At 74.2% G+C, this 20556-nt stretch carries 16 protein-coding genes; 8 read left to right on the forward strand and 8 right to left on the reverse strand.

The window, feature by feature from the left end:
* The first annotated feature begins 305 nt into the window (after positions 1 to 305).
* Positions 306 to 1331 carry an isopenicillin N synthase family dioxygenase gene (locus tag POF43_RS32785; protein ID WP_271325051.1) on the forward strand — a complete coding sequence of 342 codons (1026 nt, stop codon included), beginning with the start codon at positions 306 to 308 and terminating at the stop codon, positions 1329 to 1331.
* A gap of 249 nt (positions 1332 to 1580) precedes the next feature.
* Here the strand turns inward: POF43_RS32785 and POF43_RS32790 are convergent, their stop codons facing one another.
* On the reverse strand, positions 1581 to 2081 hold the full coding sequence (locus POF43_RS32790) for a VOC family protein (protein WP_271317364.1): 501 nt from the start codon (positions 2079 to 2081) through the stop codon (positions 1581 to 1583).
* 238 nt (positions 2082 to 2319) lie between these two features.
* On the opposite strand from POF43_RS32790, the gene POF43_RS32795 reads away from it, so the two are divergent.
* On the forward strand, positions 2320 to 4836 hold the full coding sequence (locus POF43_RS32795) for a Tex family protein (RefSeq protein ID WP_372516184.1): 2517 nt from the start codon (positions 2320 to 2322) through the stop codon (positions 4834 to 4836).
* A gap of 53 nt (positions 4837 to 4889) precedes the next feature.
* On the opposite strand, the gene POF43_RS32800 is transcribed toward POF43_RS32795, so the two are convergent.
* The gene (locus tag POF43_RS32800) at positions 4890 to 5072 is read right to left on the reverse strand and encodes a hypothetical protein (RefSeq protein WP_282704919.1); all 183 of its coding nucleotides are present in this window, start codon (positions 5070 to 5072) and stop codon (positions 4890 to 4892) included.
* A gap of 468 nt (positions 5073 to 5540) precedes the next feature.
* On the opposite strand from POF43_RS32800, the gene POF43_RS32805 reads away from it, so the two are divergent.
* Genes POF43_RS32805 through POF43_RS32820 form a run of 4 tightly spaced genes read left to right on the forward strand, consistent with a single transcriptional unit; the run spans position 5541 to position 11288 of the window.
* A complete protein-coding gene (locus POF43_RS32805) occupies positions 5541 to 6692 on the forward strand; it encodes a CaiB/BaiF CoA transferase family protein (protein WP_271324354.1) in 1152 nt (383 codons plus the stop codon).
* A gap of 3 nt (positions 6693 to 6695) precedes the next feature.
* Positions 6696 to 7838: an acyl-CoA dehydrogenase family protein gene (locus POF43_RS32810; RefSeq protein ID WP_271324355.1), complete on the forward strand. Its 1143-nt coding sequence runs from the start codon at positions 6696 to 6698 to the stop codon at positions 7836 to 7838.
* A gap of 34 nt (positions 7839 to 7872) precedes the next feature.
* Positions 7873 to 9087, forward strand: a complete 1215-nt coding sequence (locus POF43_RS32815) for an acetyl-CoA C-acetyltransferase (RefSeq protein ID WP_271314935.1) — start codon at positions 7873 to 7875, stop codon at positions 9085 to 9087.
* Between the two features lie 32 nt (positions 9088 to 9119).
* Complete coding sequence (locus POF43_RS32820) at positions 9120 to 11288, forward strand: 3-hydroxyacyl-CoA dehydrogenase NAD-binding domain-containing protein (protein ID WP_271324356.1); 2169 nt, start codon at positions 9120 to 9122, stop codon at positions 11286 to 11288.
* Positions 11289 to 11301: 13 nt separating this feature from the next.
* Here POF43_RS32820 and POF43_RS32825 read toward each other — a convergent pair whose 3' ends face one another.
* Together POF43_RS32825 and POF43_RS32830 are read right to left on the reverse strand one after the other, a co-directional pair.
* Positions 11302 to 12024 carry a MerR family transcriptional regulator gene (locus POF43_RS32825; RefSeq protein ID WP_271324357.1) on the reverse strand — a complete coding sequence of 241 codons (723 nt, stop codon included), beginning with the start codon at positions 12022 to 12024 and terminating at the stop codon, positions 11302 to 11304.
* A 235-nt stretch (positions 12025 to 12259) separates the two neighbouring features.
* Positions 12260 to 13327: a fatty acid desaturase family protein gene (locus tag POF43_RS32830; RefSeq protein ID WP_271324358.1), complete on the reverse strand. Its 1068-nt coding sequence runs from the start codon at positions 13325 to 13327 to the stop codon at positions 12260 to 12262.
* Positions 13328 to 13600: 273 nt separating this feature from the next.
* Between POF43_RS32830 and POF43_RS32835 the strand changes: the two genes are divergently transcribed.
* Positions 13601 to 14044, forward strand: a complete 444-nt coding sequence (locus POF43_RS32835; RefSeq protein WP_271314931.1) for a nitroreductase family deazaflavin-dependent oxidoreductase — start codon at positions 13601 to 13603, stop codon at positions 14042 to 14044.
* A gap of 75 nt (positions 14045 to 14119) precedes the next feature.
* On the opposite strand, the gene POF43_RS32840 is transcribed toward POF43_RS32835, so the two are convergent.
* Positions 14120 to 15175, reverse strand: a complete 1056-nt coding sequence (locus POF43_RS32840) for a family 2 encapsulin nanocompartment cargo protein polyprenyl transferase (RefSeq protein ID WP_271314930.1) — start codon at positions 15173 to 15175, stop codon at positions 14120 to 14122.
* A gap of 165 nt (positions 15176 to 15340) precedes the next feature.
* Positions 15341 to 16777: a family 2B encapsulin nanocompartment shell protein gene (locus tag POF43_RS32845; RefSeq protein WP_271314929.1), complete on the reverse strand. Its 1437-nt coding sequence runs from the start codon at positions 16775 to 16777 to the stop codon at positions 15341 to 15343.
* Positions 16778 to 17516: 739 nt separating this feature from the next.
* Here POF43_RS32845 and POF43_RS32850 point away from each other — a divergent pair.
* A complete protein-coding gene (locus POF43_RS32850) occupies positions 17517 to 18707 on the forward strand; it encodes a thiolase family protein (RefSeq protein ID WP_271318042.1) in 1191 nt (396 codons plus the stop codon).
* Between the two features lie 218 nt (positions 18708 to 18925).
* Here the strand turns inward: POF43_RS32850 and POF43_RS32855 are convergent, their stop codons facing one another.
* Complete coding sequence (locus POF43_RS32855) at positions 18926 to 19615, reverse strand: Rossmann-fold NAD(P)-binding domain-containing protein (RefSeq protein ID WP_271318041.1); 690 nt, start codon at positions 19613 to 19615, stop codon at positions 18926 to 18928.
* A gap of 42 nt (positions 19616 to 19657) precedes the next feature.
* Positions 19658 to 20437: an alpha/beta fold hydrolase gene (locus tag POF43_RS32860; protein WP_271318040.1), complete on the reverse strand. Its 780-nt coding sequence runs from the start codon at positions 20435 to 20437 to the stop codon at positions 19658 to 19660.
* Positions 20438 to 20556 lie beyond the last annotated feature (119 nt).

The following is a 20556-nucleotide window of genomic DNA, read 5'->3' on the forward strand; positions in this document are numbered from 1 at the left end:
CCGTGCCCCCGCCCCACCTCCGGCCTCCCGGACGGCACCGCGGCCGCGTACGCTGGCGGCATGGTTCCGCTCGTTCGCCGCCGTCACGTGGACTACGTCCGCGTCACGACCACGTCCTGTCCCAGGCCCCGGCGCTCCGGTCTCTGAACCGCGCCGGCCTGCGAACCTCCGCGGCGGACCAGCTCCTCCGCTCCTCCTTCTCCGGTTTTCCGGCCCTTTCGTGAGCCGCGCCCACCCGGCGCGCGTTCGCGCTGCCCGGTCACCCCCGGGCCCCGGCCGGACCGATCAACCCCGGGACACCACCCATGATCCTCAGCGACCCCTTCCAGCTGCCCGTCATCGACCTGTCCGCGGCCGCCGGTCCCGCGCCGGACCGCGCGCGGATGCGCCGGGCCCTGCACGCCGCGGCGCACGACGTCGGATTCCTCCAGCTCACCGGCCACGGCATCACCCCCGCCCGGACCGCTGAACTGCTGCGCGTCACCCGGAAGTTCTTCGCCCTGCCGGAGGCCGACCGGCGTGCGGTGGACAACCTCGACTCCCCGCACTTTCGCGGCTACACCCGGATCGGCGACGAACGCACCGGCGGCGCCCGTGACTGGCGCGACCAGTTGGACATCGGTGCCGAACGCCCGCCACGCGTCCCGGCACCCGGTGAGCCCGCGTACTGGTGGCTGGAGGGGCCCAACCAGTGGCCCGCCGCGCTGCCGGCCCTGCGCCCCGCCGCCCTCGACTGGATCGACCGGCTCGGCGCGGTCGCCGACCTGCTGCTGCGCGAACTGCTCACCGCCATCGGCGCGCCCGCCGACTTCTACGCCGGCGCCTTCGCCGGCGGGGGGCACCCGCACCTGAAGATGATCCGCTACCCCGGCAGCGCCCCGGACGGCGCGGCTCAGGGCGTCGGCGCGCACAAGGACTACGGCTTCTTGACCCTGCTGCTCCAGGACGGCGTCGGCGGACTCCAGGTCGAGGGGCCCGACGGCCGGTTCCACGACGTGCCGCCGCGGCCCGGCGCCTTCGTGGTCAACCTCGGCGAGATGCTGGAGGTCGCCACCGACGGCTACCTGAAGGCCACCAACCACCGCGTGGTCAGCCCGCCCGGCGCCCGGGAGCGCTACTCCGTGCCGTTCTTCCACAACCCGCGCCTGGACGCGCGGACGTCACCGCTGGTCTTCCCGCACGCGAGCACCGCGCCCGGCGCCACCCGCGACCCGGACAACCCGCTGTTCGCCGAGTACGGGTTCAACGAACTCAAGGGCAAGCTGCGCGCCCACCCCGACGTCGCCCGCCGCCACCACGCGGCCCTGCTGACCCCGGCGGCGGCCGTCTGACACCGGCGTACCGGCCGCCGGCCGTCCGACGCGGGCGTCCGGCGGCGTCGCGCCCGACCGGCGCGCTGACGCGGGTGCCCGACGCGGGCATTCCGGTGCGGCGGCGCGAGCCGGGGAGGGCCGCACGGTGAGTCGACGGCGTATGGCGCGACCTCGCGGAGCCGTACCGCGAGGTCGCGCCGTACGCCCGCCCCGGAGCTTCCTCGCCGGCCGGGCGCGCGGCCCCCGCCCCGCAGGGCCGTTCGCTGGTCAGGTCGCCGAGCCGGCCGCGGCGCCGGTGCGCAGGTCCGGGCCCCAGCGCTTCAGGTCCGCGTCCAGGTCGAGGGCGTGCAGATGGGCGGTGTCGTCGCCGGTCGGCCAGTCCTCGCGCGGTACCCGCCACATGGTCTCGAACTCGTTGCCGTCCGGGTCCTTGGCGTACAGCGACTTCGACACCCGGTGGTCGGTGGCGCCGACCAGCGCGCCGCGCGGCTGCAACTTCGCCGCGATCTCGGCGAGTTCGCCCAGCGTGCCGACCTCCCACGCCAGGTGGTAGAGCCCGACGCGGCCCTGCTGCGGCCCGGGCGCGTCCGCGCCGACCGTGAACAGGCCGAGGTCGTGGTCGTTGAGGGTGTCGCGGGCCCGCAGGAAGGCGGCGCGGCCGGGCATCAGGTGTGCCACGTCGAAGCCGAGCACGTCGGTGTAGAAGTCGACCGATCGCTCGATGTCACGGACGTAGAGCACCGCGTGGTTGAGACGGCTGACGGGCACGGGAACCTCCTGGGGCTTCGATGGTGCCGTTCCTCCACCGTACGACCGAACCTTTGAAGTTTCAAGAAAACGGTGGCGGGTCCGCCCCGGCGCCCGCGCCGTGCGCCTGATCGGGCCGCACATTCCCCCGTCCGCTGCGACATCCGCCGCGCCCCACGCGACAACCGCGCGCCGTGAGCGGCAGAATTGCCCGGAAGACGGCTCCCCGCCGGATCGAGCGACGAAGCGGATCAGCACAGTGACCACAGTGGTGAACAGCTCAACCAACCAGTCCATCGGACGCCGGATCGCCGAGGAGCTCGGCGTACGCGAAGGGCAGGTCAAGGCCGCCGTCGACCTGCTGGACGGTGGGGCCACCGTGCCGTTCATCGCCCGCTACCGCAAGGAGGCGACCGGCACCCTCGACGACGCCCAGCTGCGCACCCTGGAGGAACGGCTGCGCTATCTGCGGGAGTTGGAGGAACGCCGGGCCGCGGTCCTGGAGTCGGTGGAGTCGCAGGGCAAGCTGGACGACGCGCTGCGCGCGCAGATCACCGCCGCCGACTCCAAGGCGCGGCTGGAGGACATCTACCTGCCGTTCAAGCCGAAACGCCGCACCAAGGCGCAGATCGCCCGGGAGAACGGCCTCGAACCGCTCGCCGACCGGCTGCTGGCCGACCCCCGTCTCGACCCGCACGCCACCGCCGAGGGCTTCACCGGCGAGCAGGTCGCCGACGCGGGCGCCGCGCTGGAGGGCGCCCGCGCCATCCTGGCCGAGCGGTTCGGCGAGGACGCCGACCTCATCGGCACCCTGCGCGAGCGCATGTGGTCGCGCGGCGCGGTCGCCGCCAGGGTGCGCGAGGGCAAGGAGGAGGCCGGGGCGAAGTTCTCCGACTACTTCGACTTCTCCGAACCGTTCGAGAAGCTGCCCTCGCACCGGATCCTGGCGATGTTCCGCGGCGAGAAGGAGGAGGTCCTCGACCTCACCCTCGACCCGGACCCCGGCGAGGTGCCCGAGGGGCCGACCACCTACGAACGCGCCATCGCCTCGGCGTTCGGCATCACCAACCAGGGCCGGCCGGCCGACGCCTGGCTGGCCGAGACCGTCCGCTGGGCCTGGCGCACCCGCATCCTGGTCCACCTCGGCATCGACCTGCGCACCCGGCTGCGCACCACCGCCGAGGACGAGGCGGTGCGGGTCTTCGCCCACAACCTGCGCGACCTGCTGCTCGCCGCCCCGGCCGGCGCCCGCGCCACCATGGGCCTGGACCCGGGTTTCCGCACCGGTGTGAAGGTCGCCGTCACCGACCCGACCGGCAAGGTGGTCGCCACCTCGACCATTTACCCGCACGTCCCCGCCCGCCGCTGGGAGGAGTCGCTGGCCACCCTCGGCGCCCTGGCCCGCGAGCACGACGTGTCGCTGATCGCCATCGGCAACGGCACCGCCTCCCGCGAGACCGACAAGCTCGCCGCCGACCTGCTGGCGGCCCACCCGGAGCTGAACCTGACCAAGGTCGTCGTCTCCGAGGCCGGCGCCTCGGTCTACTCCGCGTCCGCCTACGCCTCGCAGGAACTGCCCGACCTCGACGTCTCGCTGCGCGGCGCGGTCTCCATCGCCCGGCGCCTCCAGGACCCGCTGGCCGAACTGGTCAAGATCGACCCCAAGTCCATCGGCGTCGGCCAGTACCAGCACGACCTGTCGGAGTCCAAGCTGTCCCGCTCGCTCGACGCGGTCGTCGAGGACTGCGTCAACGGCGTCGGCGTCGACCTCAACACCGCCTCCTCGCCGCTGCTGCGCCGGGTCTCCGGCATCACCGGCACCCTCGCGGACAACATCGTCGCCCACCGCGACGCCAACGGCCCGTTCCGCAACCGCAAGGCGCTCAAGGCCGTCGCCCGGCTCGGCCCGAAGGCGTTCGAGCAGTGCGCCGGCTTCCTGCGCATCACCGGCGGCGACGACCCGCTCGACGCCTCCAGCGTGCACCCCGAGGCGTACCCGGTGGTGCGCCGGATCGCCGCCAGCTCCGGCGGCGAGGTCAGGGCGCTGATCGGCGACAGCGCCACCCTGCGGACGCTGCGCCCGGCCGACTTCGCCGACGACACCTTCGGCGTGCCGACCGTCACCGACATCCTCGCCGAACTGGAGAAGCCCGGCCGCGACCCGCGTCCGGCGTTCAGGACGGCCACCTTCAAGGAGGGCGTGGAGCAGCTGAAGGACCTCACGCCCGGCATGCTGCTGGAGGGCACGGTCACCAACGTGGCCGCGTTCGGCGCCTTCGTCGACATCGGGGTGCACCAGGACGGCCTGGTGCACGTCTCCGCGATGTCGAACCGCTTCGTCGACAATCCCCGCGACATCGTCAAGCCCGGCGACGTGGTCCGGGTCAAGGTGCTCGACGTCGACATCCCGCGCAAGCGGATCGCCCTGACGCTGCGGCTGGACGAGCAGGCCCCGGCCGGCGGCACCGGCGGCCCGCGCCGCCAGCAGGCCGGCGACCGCGGCGACGCCCCCCGCAACGGCGGCGGCAACGGCGGCAACCGGCCGGGCGGCAACCGCGACGGCGGCAACCGGGGCGCCGGCAACCCGCGCGGTGGCGAGCGCGGCGGCGGCGACCAGCGTGCCGGTGAGCGCCGCGGCACCCCGCCCCGGCAGAACCGCGGCGGCGGGTCCGGTGCGGCCGGCCGCGGCGACTCCGGCGGCGGCGCGCTGGCCGACGCCCTGCGCCGCGCGGGCCTGGCCGGCGGGGACGGCGGGCCGGCGCGCGGCAAGCGCTGACGGTCACGGCCCGGCCGGGGGGGCCCCCCGCCCCGGGCCGGCCGGCGCCCAGGTCACATCCGGGCGTCTAGCCGGTGCAGCAGCCGGCCGTCGGGGCCGTAGACGTCCAGCAGGTAGCCGTGCCGCAGTGAGACGCCCTGGTCGCCGGCGATGAACGTGGTGACGGACGCCTTCAGCCGGTCGAACGCCGGGTCGCCCGGGTCGGCGTCGTGCGTCCACACGACGAGCTTCGGCACGCCGCCGGGGCCGGTGCTCCGCTGGATCCCGTAGATCTGGCTCGTACCGCCGGACTGCCGGAAGCGCGCGGCCAGCCGGGCCGCGGCACCGGGGGCCGCGGTCGTGGTGGCGGTGGGGTGGGCGGGGGCCGGGCTGTGGGCCGCGGAGCAACCGCTCCGCGGCCCACAGCCCGGACAGCCCGGTGACGACGGCGGCGGCGAGCAGGGCCGCCGCGCGCGGGGTTCGTATCATCGCAACATTCTGACGGGCCGTCGGGCCGGCCCCCGCCCGTCCGGTGCGCCGGGTCGCCCGCCGGTGCGACCGCCGGACCGGCCCAGCCCGCCCGGCCCACCGGCCCGGCCGACGGTACGACCATCGCATTACCCACCAGTACGAAAGGCTTGCGTCCGCCTCCGCCGCTTTCTAGCATCGGCACTGTTACATCGTTACTGTCACACGCCTGGCCGCCGCGATGGGAGAGACCGCCCATGGACACCCCCCCGACTCCCGGGCCGCTGGCGGGCGTCCGGGTGGTGGAGCTGGCCGGGATCGGGCCCGGACCGTTCGCCGCCATGCTGCTGGGCGACCTGGGCGCCGACGTGGTCCGCGTCGACCGGCCCGGCGGCGGCGCCATCGGCATCGACCCCGCCCACGACGTGACGAACCGCAACAAGCGCTCCGTCGTCATCGACCTGAAGACCGAGGCCGGCACCGGCCTCGTGCTGGACCTCGCCGAACGCGCCGACCTGCTCATCGAGTGCTGGCGCCCCGGCGTCGCCGAGCGCCTCGGCATCGGACCCGACGCCTGCCTGGCCCGCAACCCCCGCCTCGTCTACGGCCGGATGACCGGCTGGGGCCAGCACGGACCGCTGGCCGACAGCGCCGGACACGACATCGGCTACATCGCCACCACCGGCACCCTGCACCTGGTCGGCCCCGCGGACGGCCCGCCCGCCATCCCCGCCAACCTGCTCGGCGACTTCGCCGGCGGCTCGCTGTACCTGGTGGCCGGCGCCCTCGCCGCCCTGCACCACGCCCGCGCCACCGGCACCGGCCAGGTCGTCGACGCCGCCGTGGTCGACGGGGCCGCCCACCTCGGCGCCATGATCTGGGGCCTGCTCGGCTCCGGCGGCTGGCAGGACCGCCCCGGCGTCAACCTCCTCGACGGCGGCGCGCCGTTCTACTCGGTCTACCGCACCGCCGACGGCGGCCACATGGCGGTCGGCGCGCTCGAACCGCGCTTCTACGCCGAGTTCACCCGGCTGCTCGGCCTCGGCGCCGACGCCCCCGACCGCGCCGACACCTCCCGCTGGGGCGAACTGCGCGGCCGCATCGCCGACCGCTTCGCCACCCGTACCCGCGCCGAGTGGGCCGCCGTCTTCGAGGGTACCGACGCCTGCGTGGCCCCGGTGCTGTCGCTGCGCGAGGCCGCCGCGCACCCGCACCTGACCGCCCGCGGCACCTACGTCGAGTACGCCGGGCTCACCCAGCCCGCCCCCGCGCCGCGGCTGTCCGCCACCCCGGGCACGCTGCGCCACCCGCCGGCCCTGCCGGGCGCCCACCGCGCCGACGTGGCCCGCGACTGGGACCTGCCCGCGCTCACCGGCGCCGGCCACCACCACGACGAGCAGGGGGAGTAGCCCGTGCGCAGCGAGCTGTACACCGACGAGCACGAGGCGTTCCGCGACACCGTGCGCACCTTCCTGGCCCGCGAGGTCGTCCCGTACCACGAGCAGTGGGAGCAGGACGGCATCGTCGACCGCGAGGTGTGGCGGGCCGCCGGACGCCAGGGACTGCTGGGGCTGGCCGTCCCCGAGGAGTACGGCGGCGGGGGCACCGGCGACTTCCGCTACCCGGCGGTGCTGGCCGAGGAGTTCGCCCGGGCCGGCGCCTCCGGGTTCGCCGTCGCCGTGCACAACGACATGGTCGGCCCCTACCTCGCCCGGCTCGGCACCGACGAGCAGAAACGCCGCTGGCTGCCCGGCTTCTGTTCCGGCGACACCGTCGCCGCCATCGCCATGACCGAACCCGGCGCCGGCTCCGACCTGCAAGGCATCCGCACCCGCGCCACCGACGAGGGCGACCACTTCCTGCTCAACGGCTCCAAGACGTTCATCTCCAACGGCATCCACGCCGACCTGGTCGTGGTGGTCGCCGCCACCACCCCGGAAGGCGGCGCCAAGGGCCTGAGCCTGCTGGTCGTCGAACGCGACACACCCGGCTTCGAACGCGGCCGCAACCTCGGCAAGATCGGCATGAAGGCGCAGGACACCGCCGAGATGTTCTTCACCGACGTGCGGGTGCCCAAGGACAACCTGCTCGGCGACCTCGACGGCGCCTTCGGCCACCTGATGACCAACCTGGCCCAGGAACGCCTGACCATCGCCGTCTCCGCGCTCGCCTCCGCCGAACACGTCCTGGCCCTGACCACCGACTACGTCAAGGAACGCCAGGCCTTCGGCCGTCCGGTCGCCGCCTTCCAGAACACCCGGTTCGCGGTCGCCGAGATGGCCACCGAGTGTGCCGTCACCCGCACCTTCGTCGACGCCTGCGTCACCGCGCACAACCGCGCCGAACTCACCGCGGTGGACGCCTCGATGGCCAAGTGGTGGGCGACCGAACTGCACAAGCGCACCGCCGACCGCTGCCTTCAACTGCACGGCGGATACGGCTACATGACCGAATACCCGGTCGCGAAGGCCTTCACCGACGGCCGGGTCCAGACGATCTACGGCGGGACCACCGAGATCATGAAGGAGATCATCGGCCGCTCCCTGCTGTCCTGACCCGACCCGCACCCACCTGGAAGGTTCTGCCGACGTGAGCACCGAAGCGTACGTCTACGACGCGATCCGCACCCCGCGCGGCCGTGGCAAGGCCAACGGCACCCTGCACGCCACCAAGCCGATCGACCTGGTCGTCGGCCTCATCCACGAGGTCCGCCGCCGCTTCCCCGGCCTCGACCCGGCCGCCATCGACGACATCGTGCTCGGCGTCGTCGGCCCGGTCGGCGACCAGGGCTCCGACATCGCCCGGATCGCCGCCATCGCCGCCGGCCTGCCCGACACGGTGGCCGGCGTGCAGGAGAACCGCTTCTGCGCCTCCGGCCTGGAGGCGGTCAACCTGGCCGCCGCCAAGGTCCGGGCCGGCTGGGAGGACCTGGTGCTGGCCGGCGGCGTCGAATCGATGTCCCGGGTGCCGATGGCCTCCGACGGCGGCGCCTGGTTCGCCGACCCGATGACCAACCACGACGTCGGCTTCGTCCCGCAGGGCATCGGCGCCGACCTCATCGCCACCCTCGGCGGCTGGACCCGGCGCGACGTCGACGAGTACGCCGCCATGTCCCAGGAACGCGCCGCCGCGGCCTGGAAGGACGGCCGCTTCGACCGCAGCGTCGTGCCGGTGCTCGACCGCAACGGCCTGACCGTCCTCGACCGCGACGAGCACCTGCGCCCCGGCACCACCGCCGACTCCCTCGCCGCCCTCAAGCCGTCCTTCGCCGGCATCGGCGACCTGGGCGGCTTCGACGCCGTCGCGCTCCAGAAGTACCACTGGGTGGAGAAGATCGACCACGTCCACCACGCCGGCAACTCCTCCGGCATCGTCGACGGCGCCGCCCTGGTCGCCATCGGCACCCGCGAGGTCGGCGAACGCTTCGGCATGACCCCGCGCGCCCGCATCCTGTCCGCCGCCGTCTCCGGCTCCGAGCCCACCATCATGCTCACCGGCCCGGCCCCCGCCTCCCGCAAGGCACTCGCCAAGGCCGGCCTGACCATCGGCGACATCGACCTGATCGAGATGAACGAGGCCTTCGCCGCCGTCGTCCTGCGCTTCGCCGACGACATGGGCGTGCCGCTGGAGAAGGTCAACGTCAACGGCGGCGCCATCGCGCTGGGCCACCCGCTCGGCGCCACCGGCGCGATGATCCTGGGCACCCTCATCGACGAACTGGAACGCCGCGACCAGCGCTACGGACTCGCCACCTTGTGCGTCGGCGGCGGCATGGGCGTCGCCACCGTCATCGAGCGCCTCTGACCGCCGTCCCTTCCCCGTAAACGGAGCCGAGCATGCCCGAGAGCACCACCATCCGCTGGGAACAGGACGCCGACCAGGTCGTCACCCTCGTCCTGGACGACCCCGACCAGTCCGCCAACACCATGAACGCCGCTTTCCACACCTCGCTGCGGGCCACCGTGGAACGCCTGGAGAACGAGCGGGACGGCATCCGCGGCATCATCATCACCTCCGCCAAGAAGACCTTCTTCGCCGGCGGGGACCTGCGCGACCTGATCCGCGCCACCCCGGCCGACGCCGCCGACGTCCTGGCCGACGGCCTCGCCGTCAAGCGGCTGCTGCGCCGCCTGGAGACCCTCGGCAAGCCGGTGGTCGCCGCCCTCAACGGCGCGGCCCTCGGCGGCGGTTACGAGATCGCCCTGGCCTGCCACCACCGGGTCGCCCTCGACGCGCCCGGCTCGAAGATCGGCCTGCCCGAGGTCACCCTCGGCCTGCTGCCCGGCGGCGGCGGCGTGGTGCGCACGGTACGGCTGATGGGCATCACCGACGCGCTGCTGAAGGTGCTGCTCCAGGGCACCCGCTACTCCCCGCGGCGCGCCCTGGAGGCCGGCCTGGTGCACGCGGTCGCCACCGACCGCGACGACCTGCTCGCCCAGGCCCGCGCCTTCATCGACGCCCACCCCGAGTCCCGGCAGCCCTGGGACGCCGACGGCTACCGCATCCCCGGCGGCACCCCGTCGCACCCGAAACTCGCCGCCAACCTGCCCGCCTTCCCGGCCAACCTCAAAAAGCAGCTGGGCGGCGCCCCCTACCCGGCGCCGCGCAACATCATGGCCGCCGCCGTCGAGGGCTCCCAGGTCGACTTCGCCAACGCCGAGCTGATCGAGGCGCGCTACTTCACCGAACTCGCCTGCGGACCCACCTCGAAGAACATGATCCAGGCGTTCTTCTTCGACATGCAGGCCGTCAACTCCGGCGTCAGCCGCCCCGACGGCTTCGAACGGCGCCAGGTGCGCAAGGTCGCCGTCCTCGGCGCCGGCATGATGGGCGCTGGCATCGCCTACTCCTGCGCCCGGGCCGGTATCGACGTCGTGCTGAAGGACGTCACCGCCGAGGCGGCGCAGCGCGGCCGGGCCTACTCCGCCGGGCTGCTGGACAAGGCGGTCTCCAAGGGCCGCAGCACCCGCGAACAGGCCGACGAGCTCCTCGCCCGCATCACCGCGACCGCCGACCCGGCCGACCTGGCCGGCTGCGACGCGGTCATCGAGGCGGTCTTCGAGGACCCCGCCCTCAAGCACAAGGTCTTCCAGGAGATCCAGCACGTCGTCGCCCCCGACGCCCTGCTGTGCTCCAACACCTCCACGCTGCCCATCACCCTGCTCGCCGAGGGCGTGGAGCGGACCGCCGACTTCGTGGGCCTGCACTTCTTCTCCCCGGTCGACAAGATGCCGCTGGTGGAGATCATCCGCGGCCGCGACACCGGCGACGAGGCCCTCGCCCGCGCCTTCGACCTGGTCCGGCAGATCAGCAAGACGCCCATCGTGGTCAACGACTCGCGCGGCTTCTTCACCTCCCGGGTCATCGGCCAGTTCATCAACGAGGGCGTCGCCATGCTCGGCGAGGGCGCCGACCCCGCCTCCGTCGAACAGGCCGCCGCCCAGGCCGGCTACCCGGCGAAGGTGCTGTCGCTGATGGACGAGCTGACCCTCACCCTGCCCCGCAAGATCCGCGACGCCTCCCGCCGCGCGGTCGAGGAGGCCGGCGGCACCTGGCAGGCCCACCCCGGCGAGGCCGTCGTCGACCGCATGGTCGAGGAGTTCGACCGCCCGGGACGCTCCGGGGGCGCCGGCTTCTACGACTACCAGGACGGCCGCCGCACCGGGCTGTGGCCCGGACTGCGCGAGCACTTCACCAAGCCCGGCACCCGGCTGCCGTTCCGCGACATGATCGAGCGCATGCTGTTCGCCGAGGCCGTCGACTCGATCCGCTGCCTCGACGAGAACGTGCTGACCTCGGTCGCCGACGCCAACATCGGCTCGATCCTCGGCATCGGCTTCCCGGCCTGGACCGGCGGCGTCCTTCAGTACGTCAACGGCTACGAGGGCGGCCTGCCCGGCTTCGTGGCCCGCGCCCGGGAACTGGCCGCCGCCTACGGCGACCGGTTCGAGCCCCCGGCGTCGCTGGTGGAACGCGCCGAGAGCGGCCGGCCCTACCGGGACTGACCGCCGCCCCGCCTCAGGGAGCGGGCTGCGGGCCCGGTGCCGCCTCGGCGGAGAACCAGGCCCGCAGCTCCTCCTTCAGCGAACGCTGGAACGCGGTCACCAGCGCCTGCACCACCAGCGGCTGGAGGTGGGCCGACAGCGACTTCATCTCCCGCACCTGCCCCGGCCGCCACACCTCGTCGCGGAACAGCCGGCTCACCTCCCGGGCCGCCGCCCCGGCGTGCTCCAGCATCACCGTGCGGGCCGCCACGACCGCCTCCAGCGCGATCGGCGCGTCCAGCAGCCGCACCCCCAGGTGCAGGATGCCCGGGTCCACCTCGAAGACGTCCGGGTCACCGGTGCGCCGCAGCACGTCCATCGCCGCCAGCCGGTCCACGTCCGCCCCGGTCAGCGCCCGCCCCGCCCGCCGCTCCAGCTCCGCGCGGGACGCCTCCCGCGCCGCCTCCGGCACCCAGGACGCCACCAGCGCCCGGTGCAGGGCCAGGTCGTGCGCGCTGATGCCCTCGGGCAACTGCTCCAGGTACCGCTCGATCGCGGCCAGCGTCAGCCCCTGGTGCCGCAGCTCCTCGATCAGCGCCAGCCGCGCCAGGTGCCCGGGGCCGTAGCGGCCCACCCGGCGCGGGCCCAGCTCCGGCGGCGGCAGCAGGCCCTTGGTGCCGTAGAACCGCACCGTGCGCACGGTCACCCCGGCACGGGCGGCCAGCTCGTCCACGGTCAGTCCAGGCGGCGCGTCCATGGGTGACAGTATTGCTGTCCCAGCGGTGATGCGAAATGCCTGACGCCGTCCGGTCGGTCCGGCGAAGTCCCTGGCCGCGGACCCCCGGCCCGCTTCCCGGCGACCGCGACACCCCCCGGTGCGGGACGCCGCCGGCCGGGAATTTCACCGGCGTGATCTTCGTCGGCGCGATCTCCACCGCCGCGCACCTCACCGGCGGCGTCCCTCCCCGGTCGCGCCACACCGCCCGCGCACCTCACCGCCGCCGGTCGGTACGCCGCAGGTCCGCGCCGACCGCGTGCATGTGGCGCATCGCCTGCCGGTAGGAGTCCAGCAGTCCCGCCTCGGTGTACGGCACGCCGATCCGGGCGCAGTACGCGCGGACCAGCGGCTGGGCGCGGCGCAGCCGGTGGCGCGGCATGCTGGGGAACAGGTGGTGCTCCACCTGGTAGTTCAGCCCGCCCAGGAACCAGTCGGTCACCCGCCCGCCGCGCACGTTCCGCGAGGTCAGCACCTGGCGGCGCAGGTGGCCGCGGTGCTCGTCGCCGTCGCCCGGCATGTCCATCCCCTTGTGGTTCGGCGCGAACGACGCGCCCAGGTGCAGCCCGAACAGCGCGTGGTGCAGCACCGCGAACGCCACCGCGATCCCCGGCGGCATCGCCCACGCCAGCAGCGCCACGTACCCCACCGCGTGCGCCGCCAGCAGCGCGCCCTCCACCCGGCGCTCGCCGGCCGGCCGCCGCGCCAGGTCCCGCACGCTCGCCACCTTCAGGGCCAGCCCCTCCAGCAGCAGCATCGGGAAGAACAGCCACGCCTGGTACTTCGTCAGGAACCGCGCGAACCCCGCCCGGTCCACCGCCTGCGCCCGCGTCCACACCAGCGCGCCCACCTCGACGTCCGGGTCCTTGCCGACGTGGTTGGGGTGCGCGTGGTGCCGGTTGTGCTTGTCGTTCCACCAGCCGTAGCCCATCCCCAGCAGCAGGTCGCCGTGGATCAGGCCCAGCAGCCGGTTGACCCGCCGGCCCCCGGCGATCTGCTGGTGGCCCGCGTCGTGCCCGATGAACGCGGTCCGCCCACCGAGCAGCGCCATCGGCACCGCCAGCCACAGCGCCCACCACGAGCCGCCGACCGCCACCACCGCCGCCCACACCCCGGCCAGCGCCAGCGCGTTGACGCCGATCTCCACCGCGTACCGGCCGCCGCGCCGCCGCAGCAGCCCGCTGTCGCGGACCAGCCGCAGCAGCGGCGCGAACTCGCTGCCCGCGGCGGGCCGTACCGCCGGCCCCCCGCCGGGCACGGGGACGGGCACAGGGGACAGGGGCATGGTCGACTCCGGGCTGCTGGGGGGTTGTTGCGACCCCTCGACGCTACGGAGCGGGACCGCCGCGTCACCATGGAGCGACCACCCGGCCCCGCCGGGGGCGGTCCGCCGCCCGCCAGGGGGGACAACCCCCGTGCGCCGCCGCCCCCGCGGCCCCACCGGCCGCCGCTGTCGGCCCCGTTGCCCCGCGCCGGGCCGCGCGGAGTCATACGGTGGAGGCGGCGCCGGTCACCCCGGCGCGCCGAACACCGCATCGACACACGGAGGCGACCAGCAATGCCGGCGTACGACCCCGACAGCGTCAAGCAGAGTCCGTCCGACTGGGTCCGCCAGCAGGCGGAGACCTACGAATCCTCCGGCGGCACCGAGGGCACCGACATGCAGGGCGCCCCCTGCCTGCTGCTGGACTACCAGGGCCGGTCCAGCGGCGTCTGGCACCGCACCGTCCTGATCTACGGCCGCGACGGTGACGACTACCTGATCGTCGCGTCCAAGGGCGGCGCGCCCGAACACCCGCAGTGGTACCGCAACATCAGCGTCAACGAGCAGGTCCACCTGCGGGTCGGCACCGAGCGCTTCGCCGCCCGCGCCGAGACCCTGTCCGCCGAGGACCGGCAGCGCGTGTGGCCGCACCTCGTCGAGGTCTTCGCCCCCTACGACGAGTACCAGCGCAAGACCGACCGCGAGATCCCGGTGGTCCGCCTGACCCGCACCGCCTGACGTCCGGCCCGCCCGGCCGAACGGCCCGGTACCGCCCTGCCCCTCGACGGGCGGGCGGCGCCGGGCCGTTCGGGATCAGCGGTCGCGCCGGGTCACCAGTTCGGTGAGCGCCAGCAGGTCCTGCGTACCGGTGCCGTCCGGGACGGCGTCCGCCAGGTGGCCGATGGCGTCCGCCATCCGGTCGCACGCCTGGGTCTGCGCCCAGTCCCGGCCGCCGGCCAGCTCGATCGCCTCCGCCGCCTCCCGCAACTGCCCGTCGGACAGCGGCTGTTCACCGGCGTACAGCGCCGCCAGCCGGTCGCCCGCCGGGGTGCCGGACCGCAGCGCCGCCACCACCGGCAGCGACTTCTTGCGGGCCGTCAGATCGGCGCCGGCCGGCTTGCCGGTGACGTCGGGGTCCCCCCAGATGCCGATCAGGTCGTCGATCAGCTGGAACGCCAGCCCCATCCGGCGGCCGAAGGCGTCCATCGCCTCCACCGCGGCCTGCGGCGCCCCCGCGTACAGCGCCCCCAGCGCGCACGCGCAGCCCAGCAGCGCCCCGGTCTTGGCCTCCGCCATCGCCAGGCACTCCGCGAGCGAGACGTCGCCGCGCCGCTCGAAGGAGCAGTCGGCGTGCTGGCCGTCGCACAGCTCGATGACGCACGCCGCCAGCCGGGCCACCGCGCGCGCCGCCGCCGGATGCGGGTCCAGCGCCAGCACCCGCAGCGCCAGCGACTGAAGGGCGTCGCCGGCCAGGATCGCGTCCGGCACCCCGAACACCGTCCAGGCGGTGGGCCGGTGGCGCCGGGTCGGGTCGTGGTCGAGGACGTCGTCGTGCAGCAGCGTGAAGTTGTGCACCAGTTCCACCGCGGCGGCGGCCGGTACCGCGGACTCCGCCGTGCCGCCGAGGGCCTGGGCGGCGGCCAGCACCAGCGCCGGCCGTATCGCCTTGCCGCCGTCGCCGGTCGCCGGTGCGCCGCCGGCGTCCTGCCAGCCGAAGTGGTAAGCGGCGATCCGGCGCATCGAGCGGGGCAGCGAGGCCACCGCCGTGCGCAGTGCCGGGTCGACGCATCCGCGGGCCCGGCCCAGCACGGCCGCCGCCTCGTGACCTTCGCGATCGAGACCCTCGCGATCGAGCGTGAAGATTCCCATGGTTGCCACACCTCGATGTCGTCAGTGAGCGCGGAACGGCTCCCGGCGACCGGACGCGGCGGCTGTCGGCAGGGTGACAGCCGCCGCGGACCCGGCCGGGCGGTGCGGCAGGGGCGGTCGCAACCGCCCGCCGGCCTCACCGTCCCGTCAAGGGGCGTGGGAAGGTCAGTCGCGGAGGCCGACCTGGCAGTTCTCCAGGACGCCGATCGCGTCCGGCACCAGGATCGCGGCCGAGTAGTAGGCGCTCACCAGGTAGGAGATGATCGCCTTCTCGTTGATCCCCATGAACCGCACCGACAGGCTCGGCTCGTACTCGTCCGGCAGCCCGGTCTGGTGCAGGCCGATGACGCCCTGGTTGTCCTCGCCGACCCGCAGGACGATGACGGAACTCGTCATGTCCTTGTTCACCGGGATCTTGTTGCACGGCAGCAGGGGAATTCCGCGCCAGGACGGCACGGCGTTCCCGTCCAGCAGCGCGCTGTCCGGGTAGAGGCCGCGCTTGCTGCATTCGCGGCCGAAGGCGGCGATGGTGCGCGGGTGGGCCAGCAGGAATTGCGGATTGCGCCGGCGGCTGATCAGCTCGTCGAGGTCGTCCGGGGTGGGCGGGCCGGAGTGGGTGTTGATGCGCTGGCCGTATTCCGCGTTGTTCAGCAGACCGAACTCCGCGTTGTTGACCAGTTCGTGTTCCTGGCGTTCGCGCAGCGCCTGAATGGTGAGCTTCAGCTGGTGCTCGACCTGGTTCATCGGCTGGTTGTAGAGGTCGGCGACCCGGCTGTGCACCCGCAGCACGGTCTGCGCGACGCTGAGTTCGTACTCGCGCGGCGAGGTCTCGTAGTCGACGAAGGTGCCGGGCAGGTCCCACTCGCCGACGTGGCCGGCGGACATGGCGATCTCGGCCTCGCCGTGCTTGTTGAGGTCGCGGCCGGAGTCGTTGAGGTGTTGCGCGACGCGCTCGCGCAGCGGCTCGGACTGCTCGGCGACGGCGCGGAACGCGTCCCGCGGCAGCGCGAGCAGCGTGACGGTGGTGGCCGCCTTCGCGGTGAAGTCCCACGTGCCGTCGGTGTGCACCAGCGACTCGTCGCCGAAGTACCCGCCGTCGGCCAGCACACCGAGTACGGCCTGCTCGCCGAACTTGCCCGTGCCGAGCTTGTTGATCTTGCCGTGCGCGATCAGGTAGACCTCGTCGGCCGGCGAACCGGCCTCCACGATCACCTGGCCGGGCTCGTACTCCCGCTGGACGAACCGGTCGGCCAGCGCGCGCAGCACCGCCTGGTCCCCGAAATCGCGCAGCAGCGGCAACTCGCCCAGCTCGTCCGGGATGACCCGTACGTCGGAGCCGGTCTGTACGAAGGTGACCCGTCCGTCCCCCACCGTGTAGGTGAGCCGCCGGTTGACCCGGTAGGCGCCACCGGGCACGTGCACCCAGGGCAGTACCCGAAGCAGCCAGCGCGACGTGATGCCCTGCATCTGCGGCGCGGACTTGGTCGTGGTGGCGAGAGTCCGGGCCGCCGCGGTGCTGAGGCTCAGCTGAGTCCCACCGTTCTGCGACTGCGCCCCGGAATCCCCGCCCGATTCCACGCCAAGACCAGCATCGACCGACATCAGAAGGTCCCTCCCCTGTTCCTTGTGGCCTGCGTGACCATGGTGTCGGTCCCAGGGGTCCCAGCGCTATCACACGTTCAGGTGAATCACCGTGAGCGAACGAAGACGCTATCAATGTGCCAACTGCCCAGTGGTTGAAGGGAAAACCTGAGGTCCGGGGGTCAAAGCCGTTGTATCGGACAGTGATTCGGGAACGCCGGAAAACGCTAATGCGCTCCGCCGGTTTGGTGGGCCGCCGGCGAGGGCATCGTGGAGGGCCGATGACGCGTCGGACGCGAGATCGGACGCGGGGGCGGATGCTGGCCGACGCGGGATCGGATGCGGGGTTCGACGCGGGCCGTACGCGGGTCGTGCGGACGGTTCGCGTACGGCCCCGGTGCCGGAGTGGACCCGGTGCCGGGGTGGCGGCGGGACGACGCCAAGGGACGGCGCGGGCCACCTGGGCGTCGCCGGCCCGCCGCCCCGCGACATCACGCCCGCCCCCCCCGCAACGCGACGCACCCCCCCGCCCCCGCCACATCACGCCCCCCCGCCGCCCGCAACGTGACGCACCCCGCGCCGCCGTACCCCTGACGTGCGCGGACGCATGAACTACAGTGCCGGTGCGAACAAAGCCGCGACGGTGCGGACTGGGGTCGGCCGTGTGTCCGCGGGCGGCCGGGGCGGCGGGCGACGGCGGGGCGGCGAACCCGCCCGTGCCGGAGCGGCGGCCCGCGCGGTCCGCAGGAAGGGACGCCTGATGACCGACCGCCTCCGTGAGGTGTACATCGTCGACGCCGTGCGCACCCCGATCGGCAAGTACGGCGGTGCGCTGGCCGGAGTACGCCCCGACGACCTGGCCGCCCACGTGGTGCGCTCGCTGGCCGCCCGCTCACCGCAACTGGACCCGGCCCGCGTCGACGACGTCGTGCTCGGCAACGCCAACGGCGCCGGCGAGGAGAACCGCGACGTGGCCCGGATGGCCGTCCTGCTGGCCGGGCTGCCGGTCACCGTGCCGGGCTCGACCGTCAACCGGCTGTGCGGCAGCGGCCTGGAGGCCGTCGTGCAGGCGGCCCGCGCGGTCGCGGTCGGCGACGCGTCGGTGGTGATCGCCGGCGGTGTGGAGTCGATGACCCGGGCGCCGTGGGTGATGCCCAAGCCGGCGAAGGGCTTCCCGGCCGCGCACCCGGAGATGTTCTCCAGCACGCTCGGCTGGCGCATGGTCAACCCGCGCATGCCGCAGGAGTGGACCGTCGCGCTCGGCGAGGGTGCCGAACTCGTCGCCGACAAGCACCACGTGACCCGCGAGGCCCAGGACGCCTTCGCGCTGGCCAGCCACGAGAAGGCGGCCCGCGCGTGGAAGGACGGCGCCTACGACGCCGAGGTCGTCCCGCTCGACGGCGTCGCGCTCACCCGCGACGAGTCGATCCGCGAGGACAGCTCACCGCAGGCGCTGGCCCGCCTCAAGCCGGTCTTCCGGGCCGGCGGCACGGTGACGGCCGGCAACGCCTCACCGCTCAACGACGGCGCCGCCGCGCTGCTGCTGTGCGACGAGGAGGGCCTGAAGGCCACCGGCCGCGAACCGCTGGCCCGGATCCGCGCCTCCGCGGTCACCGGCATCGAACCGCAGCTGTTCGGCCTCGGCCCGGTCGAGGCGGTGCGCCGGGCGCTCGCCAGGTCCGGCCGCGGCTTCGGCGACCTGACCACCTTCGAGCTCAACGAGGCGTTCGCCGCCCAGTCGTTGGGCTGCCTGGCCGAATGGCCCGAGCTGGACCCGGCGCTCGTCAACCCGCGCGGCGGCGCGATCGCCATCGGCCACCCGCTCGGCGCCTCCGGTGCCCGGCTGGCCGGCGCGGTCGCCCACCAGCTCGCCGCCGCCGGCTCCGGCACCGGCGTGGCCGCCCTGTGCATCGGCGTCGGCCAGGGCATCGCGATGGTCCTGGAACGCTGACGCCCCGGCCCCGGACCGCGGGCGGCCCTTCGGCCTAGCGGTGCCGGGGCGTAGGTGTGCGGCGCCACATGCCTGCGGCGCCACATGCCTGCCGCCGCGGCGTAGGTCGGCGGTGCCGGGGCGTAGGTGTGCGGTGCCGGGGTGCGCGCCTGCGGGGTCCGGGGGCACGTCAGCGGTGGTGGGGATGCGCGCCTGCGCTGCTCAGCCCTGCCGGTCGGTCAACTCCCCTGCGCCGACGTCGCGTTGACCGCTGCCGCCGCGTTGATCTCCCGGCTGCCGAGCACCCGGTCCGGACTGCCCTGCCGGGCGAGCGTGAGCATGGCGCGGCCCAGTTCCTCGGTGGTCGTCACCTGGCCCGGGGCGACGCGCCGCAGCAGCGGGTAGAACGGCGCGAGGACCGCGTAGAACGCCCGGTACCAGGCGGTCTTGGAACGCACGCCGTGCAGCGGCTGGATGTAGCCGGGGCGGACGGCGTAGGCGTGGAACGGCAGGGCCAGCAGGGCGTTCTCGGTGGCGCCCTTGACGCGGGCCCACATCGCGCGGCTCCGCTCGGTGCTGTCGGTGCCGGTCCCGGAGACGTAGACGAAGGTCAGCTCGGGGTTGCGTTCCGCGATCGGCCGGGCGGCGGCCAGCGTGTAGTCGTAGGTGACGCGCCGGTAGTCGGCCTCCTTCATGCCGGCCGCCGAGACGCCCAGGCAGAAGAAGCACGCGTCGAATCCCTCGAACCGCGCGGCGAGCGGGCCGAAGTCGGTGAAGTCGTGGTGCACGGCCTCCCGCAGCTTCGGGTGGGTGCGGCCGGTCGGGGTGCGGCCGACCACCAGGATCTCCGTCACCTCCGGGTCCCGCACGCACTCGCGCAGTACTCCCTGGCCGACCATGCCGGTCGCGCCGAAGACGATCACCTTCACCGGGTCCCGCTCTCCGCCCGGCGACCGCGGCCGTTCACCGGGTCACGAGGCCATTCCGCCGACGACAAGAAACCGTTCGATCATCGCATTCACCTGCTCCGGAACCTCCAACTGGAGGAAGTGTCCGGCGCCGGCGGTCCGCGCGAGGACGGCGTGCCGCCAGTCGGCCAGCGCGCGTTCGGGCCGCCCGCCGGTCACCACCAGCACCGGGACCCCGGCGGCCTCCACCGCGGCCAGCGCGGCGGCGCCCTCGAACCCGGCCATCGCCCGCATGCCCGGCGCCGCGATCCGCACCGGCACCGAGGCCATCTCACCGGGCACCCGGTCGCGCCGCACGGTGTCGGCCGGTCCGAACAGGCCCTCGGCGAACCGCCGTCGCCACGCGCCGTCCCGGTCCGCCGCGACGTCGGCGACCGCGGCGGCGAACACCGCCTTGCCGCGTTCGCTGACCACCGGCGCCGGGTCCAGCAGCACCGCGCCGCGCACCGCGCCCGGCCGGGCCGCGCAGGCCAGCGCCACCAGCGCGCCCATGCTGTGCCCGACGACCACCGGCCGTTCGGCGCCGGCCGCCGCGGCCGCCGCGAGCGCGTCGCCGGCGAAGACCTCGACGCCGTACGCCTCCGGCTCGCCGGCGCCGCTCCCGCCGTGCCCGCGCAGGTCCACCGCGACGACCTGCCGCCCGGCCGCGAAGTGCTCGAACTGCGGTGCCAGATAGGAGCGTTCACAACACCAGCCGTGCACCAGCAGCAGCGGCACGCCGCCCTCCCCGGCCGTCTCGTAGGCGATCCGCACACCGTCCGCCGCCACCGCCGACCCCACCATCACCGCACCACCACCGCACCTTCGACCGACGGCCACCGTGACCGGCCCGCATCGTACCGACGGCGGGCGCGCCCGCAGAGCGACGCAACGGTCCGGCGCCACCCTTTCCGGAGCCGGGG

It is taken from the genome of Streptantibioticus silvisoli (assembly GCF_027947535.2).
Taxonomy (GTDB): domain Bacteria; phylum Actinomycetota; class Actinomycetes; order Streptomycetales; family Streptomycetaceae; genus Streptantibioticus_C; species Streptantibioticus_C silvisoli.